General features: G+C 72.7%; 3 protein-coding genes. All 3 read right to left on the reverse strand.

Annotated elements, in window-relative coordinates; genetic code table 11:
• Positions 1-48 precede the first annotated feature (48 nt).
• Positions 49-1497, reverse strand: a complete 1449-nt coding sequence (gene ahcY, locus ABD308_RS00035; protein WP_344321663.1) for an adenosylhomocysteinase — start codon at positions 1495-1497, stop codon at positions 49-51.
• A gap of 323 nt (positions 1498-1820) precedes the next feature.
• A complete protein-coding gene (locus tag ABD308_RS00040; RefSeq protein ID WP_344321684.1) occupies positions 1821-2798 on the reverse strand; it encodes a cation diffusion facilitator family transporter in 978 nt (325 codons plus the stop codon).
• A 106-nt stretch (positions 2799-2904) separates the two neighbouring features.
• On the reverse strand, positions 2905-3771 hold an 867-nt coding region (locus tag ABD308_RS00045), incomplete at its 5' end, for an SIS domain-containing protein (RefSeq protein ID WP_344321692.1).

Here is a 3771-nt window from a genome sequence, read left to right on the forward strand (position 1 = left end):
CCCCCGCGGGGGAGTGCCGGCCACCGGCGTGCGTCGGCGCGGGGCCGGTCAGTAGCGGTACTGCTCCGGCTTGTACGGGCCCTCGACCGGGACGCCGATGTAGTCGGCCTGCTCCTGGCTGAGGGTGGTCAGCTTCACGCCCAGCGCGTCGAGGTGCAGGCGGGCGACCTTCTCGTCCAGGTGCTTCGGCAGGACGTAGACGCCGATCGGGTACTGCTCGGTCTTCGTGAACAGCTCGATCTGGGCGATCGTCTGGTTGGCGAAGGAGTTGGACATCACGAACGACGGGTGGCCGGTCGCGTTGCCCAGGTTCAGCAGGCGGCCCTCGGACAGCACGATGATGGTGCGGCCGTCGGCCTTGCGCCACTCGTGGACCTGCGGCTTGACCTCGGTCTTCACGACACCCGGGAGCTGGGCGAGGCCGGCCATGTCGATCTCGTTGTCGAAGTGGCCGATGTTGCCGACGATGGCCTGGTGCTTCATCCGGGCCATGTGCGAGGACATGATGATGTCCTTGTTGCCGGTGGTGGTGATGAAGATGTCGGCGATCTCGACGACCTCGTCCAGGGTGGTGACCTGGTAGCCGTCCATCGCGGCCTGGAGCGCGCAGATCGGGTCGATCTCGGTGACGATGACCCGGGCGCCCTGGCCGCGCAGCGACTCGGCGCAGCCCTTGCCGACGTCGCCGTAGCCGCAGACGACCGCGACCTTGCCGCCGATCAGGACGTCGGTGGCACGGTTGATGCCGTCGATCAGCGAGTGGCGGCAGCCGTACTTGTTGTCGAACTTCGACTTGGTGACCGAGTCGTTGACGTTGATCGCCGGGAACAGCAGCTTGCCGTCGCGGTGCATCTCGTACAGGCGGTGGACGCCGGTGGTGGTCTCCTCGGTGACGCCCTTGATGGTGGCGGCGACCTCGGTCCACTTGTTCGGGGTCTCCACGAGCGTGCGGTTGAGCAGTTCGAGGATGATGCGGAACTCGTCGTTGTCGGCGGTGGACGGGTCCGGCGCGGCACCGGCCTTCTCGAACTCGACGCCCTTGTGGATCAGCAGGGTGGCGTCGCCGCCGTCGTCCAGGATCATGTTCGGGGTCTGGCCGTTCGGCCAGGTCAGCGCCTGCTCGGTGCACCACCAGTACTCGTCCAGGGTCTCGCCCTTCCAGGCGAAGACCGGCACGCCCTGCGGGTTCTCCGGGGTGCCCTCCGCACCGACGGCGATGGCCGCGGCGGCGTGGTCCTGGGTGGAGAAGATGTTGCAGGAGCACCAGCGGACCTCGGCGCCGAGGGCGGTGAGGGTCTCGATGAGCACGGCGGTCTGCACGGTCATGTGCAGCGAGCCGGTGATCCGGGCGCCGGCCAGCGGCTGCGACTCGGCGTACTCGGCGCGGATCGCCATCAGGCCGGGCATCTCGTGCTCGGCGAGCTGGATCTCCTTGCGGCCGAACGGGGCCAGGGAAAGGTCGGCGACCTTGAAGTCACCGGTGATGTCGGTCGGCATGCGTCTGCTCCTCGCGTGACGGGTGGGGCGTGGCCAAGGTCCTGGAGTGCGTCACAGCACGGCGGGCCGCACGGGCGTGCGACGACGCCAGGGCGCCCGGCGCGGCACGGTCGCCCGCGCGGCACGGATGCCCTGCTGCTCGGCACAAACCGTCGGAGGACCTCTCTCCCTCGACCGGCGCGCACCCCTTCGGGGGCGGACCGCCGATCGACCGCCATCAGCAGCGACGTTCTGGCTCTGGGGACGAATCTACACCGATGGCCCCGGAGGGCGGCCCGCTACGGCCGTTTTCGGCCTCCCGCACCACCGCCGCCCGGCGCCTCTCAGTGCGCGCCGCCGGGGACCGGCCCGCCGGGCGTCGCGTACGGGTCGTCGCCCGCCGCCTCCTTCTCGGCGCTGTAGATGTCCGGCTCCAGGTAGATCGCCCGGGCGATCGGCACCGCCCGCCGGACCCGCGCCTCGGCGGCGTCGATGGCCTCGGCGACCTCGGCCGCCGTCGCGTCGGCCGGGACGGCGATCTTGGCGGCGACCAGCAGTTCCTCCGGTCCGAGGTGCAGGGTGCGCATGTGGATGACCCGGGCGACCGAGTCGTGGTCGACCAGCGCGTCGCGGATCCGTCCCACCGTCTCCGGGTGGGCCGACTCGCCGAGCAGCAGCGAGCGGGTCTCGATCGCCAGCACGAACGCGATGACGATCAGCAGCAGGCCGATGCAGAGCGTGCCGATCCCGTCCCAGACGCCGTCCCCGGTGGCCGCGGTCAGTCCGACGCCGAACAGCGCCAGCACCAGACCGATCAGCGCGCCGGTGTCCTCCAGCAGGACCACCGGCAGCTCGGGCGCCTTGGCCCGGCGGATGTAGGACGTCCAGCCGTGCGTCCCCTTGTCCTTGCGGGCCTCGCGGAACGCGGTGAAGAACGACCAGCTCTCCAGCGCGATGGCGAACACCAGCACGCCCACCGGCCAGTACCAGTTGTCCAGCTCGTGCGGGTGGGCGATCTTCTCGTAGCCCTCGTAGACCGCGAACATGCCGCCGACGCTGAACAGCACGATCGACACCAGGAACGCGTAGATGTACCGCTCGCGCCCGTACCCGAACGGGTGCTCGGGCGTGGCGGCCCGCTGGGCCCGCTTGCCGCCGACCAGCAGCAGCACCTGGTTGCCCGAGTCGGCCAGCGAGTGGACGCCCTCCGCGAGCATCGAGGACGAGCCGGAGAACGCGAAGGCCACGAACTTGCTCACCGCGATGCCCAGGTTCGCGGTCAGCGCCGCGACCAGGGCCTTGGTACCGCCTTCGGTGCTCATGCCCGGAAGGTCCCTCCGTCGGGGGCCGTCCGCGCGGCCCGTGCCCGGACGCCCGGGGTCCGGGTCGCCGTCGACCGCATACGGTACCGCGCCGCCCGCCGTCGGCTCAGGACCGCGCGGCGGCGAGGCCCAGGTAGACGGCGGCGAAGTCGGTGAGCGCGACCAGGTCGACCAGCGCGTGCAGCGGGTCGGGGCGGCGGCTGGCGTACTCGGTCAGCCGGACGTCGTGGGCGGTGGCGAGCCGGTGCGCCCGGGTGGCGCCGAAGCTGCGCGGGCCCGCGTCGTCGGACGGCACCTCGGCGGGACCGCCGTCCGCCTCCCCCGCCGGGTCGGGACCGGACGGCCCGCCGGAGGCCTCGCCCGGGACGTGCCGCAGCAGCAGGACCTGGAGGTGCAGCGGGTCCGGCTCCTCGACCCGGTCGCGGAAGAAGTCGTCGGGGTCGGCGCCCGCGCCGAGCTGCCCGGTGAACATGCCCCGGTGCGCGGTGAGCGCCTGCGGCAGCAGACCCGCCAGGGCGGGGCGGCCGGCCCGGTCGGCGAGCTGGGCGGCGAACCGGACGGCCGCCGCGCCGGCCACCGGGCCCTCGGCCCAGAGCAGCGGGACGGTCCCGGCCAGCCGGGCGGCCAGCCCCTTGGCCGGGTTGGTGTACGCGGCGGCGTCCGGCCGGCAGCGGACGGCGGTGGCGTCCAGCAGGTCGGCGGCGAGCGGCAGCGCGTCGTAGGCCGACTGGGTGACACCGAGCTTCTGGGTGAGCGCGAGCAGCGGCGCGAGGTGGGCCCAGAGCGCGGCCGGGTCCTCGGCGGGCAGGTCCGGCTCGGCGGCGGGCCCACCGGGTTCGGCGGGCTCGACGTCGGACGGGACGAAGGGCAGCGGCAGCGCCCGGACCTGCAGCGCCGCCTCGGCGAGCGGGCTGCCCCCGGGCGAGATGACGACGATCGCGCAGCCGCGCGCGTAGGCCTGCTCGGCGAGCGC

Source organism: Kitasatospora putterlickiae (assembly GCF_039527695.1).
Taxonomy (GTDB): domain Bacteria; phylum Actinomycetota; class Actinomycetes; order Streptomycetales; family Streptomycetaceae; genus Kitasatospora; species Kitasatospora putterlickiae.

Coding starts and splice junctions, on each gene's coding strand:
- ahcY (WP_344321663.1), bottom strand. CDS start 1,497: ATGCCGACCGACATCACCGGTGACTTCAAGGTCGCCGACCTTTCCCTG.
- ABD308_RS00040 (WP_344321684.1), bottom strand. CDS start 2,798: ATGAGCACCGAAGGCGGTACCAAGGCCCTGGTCGCGGCGCTGACCGCG.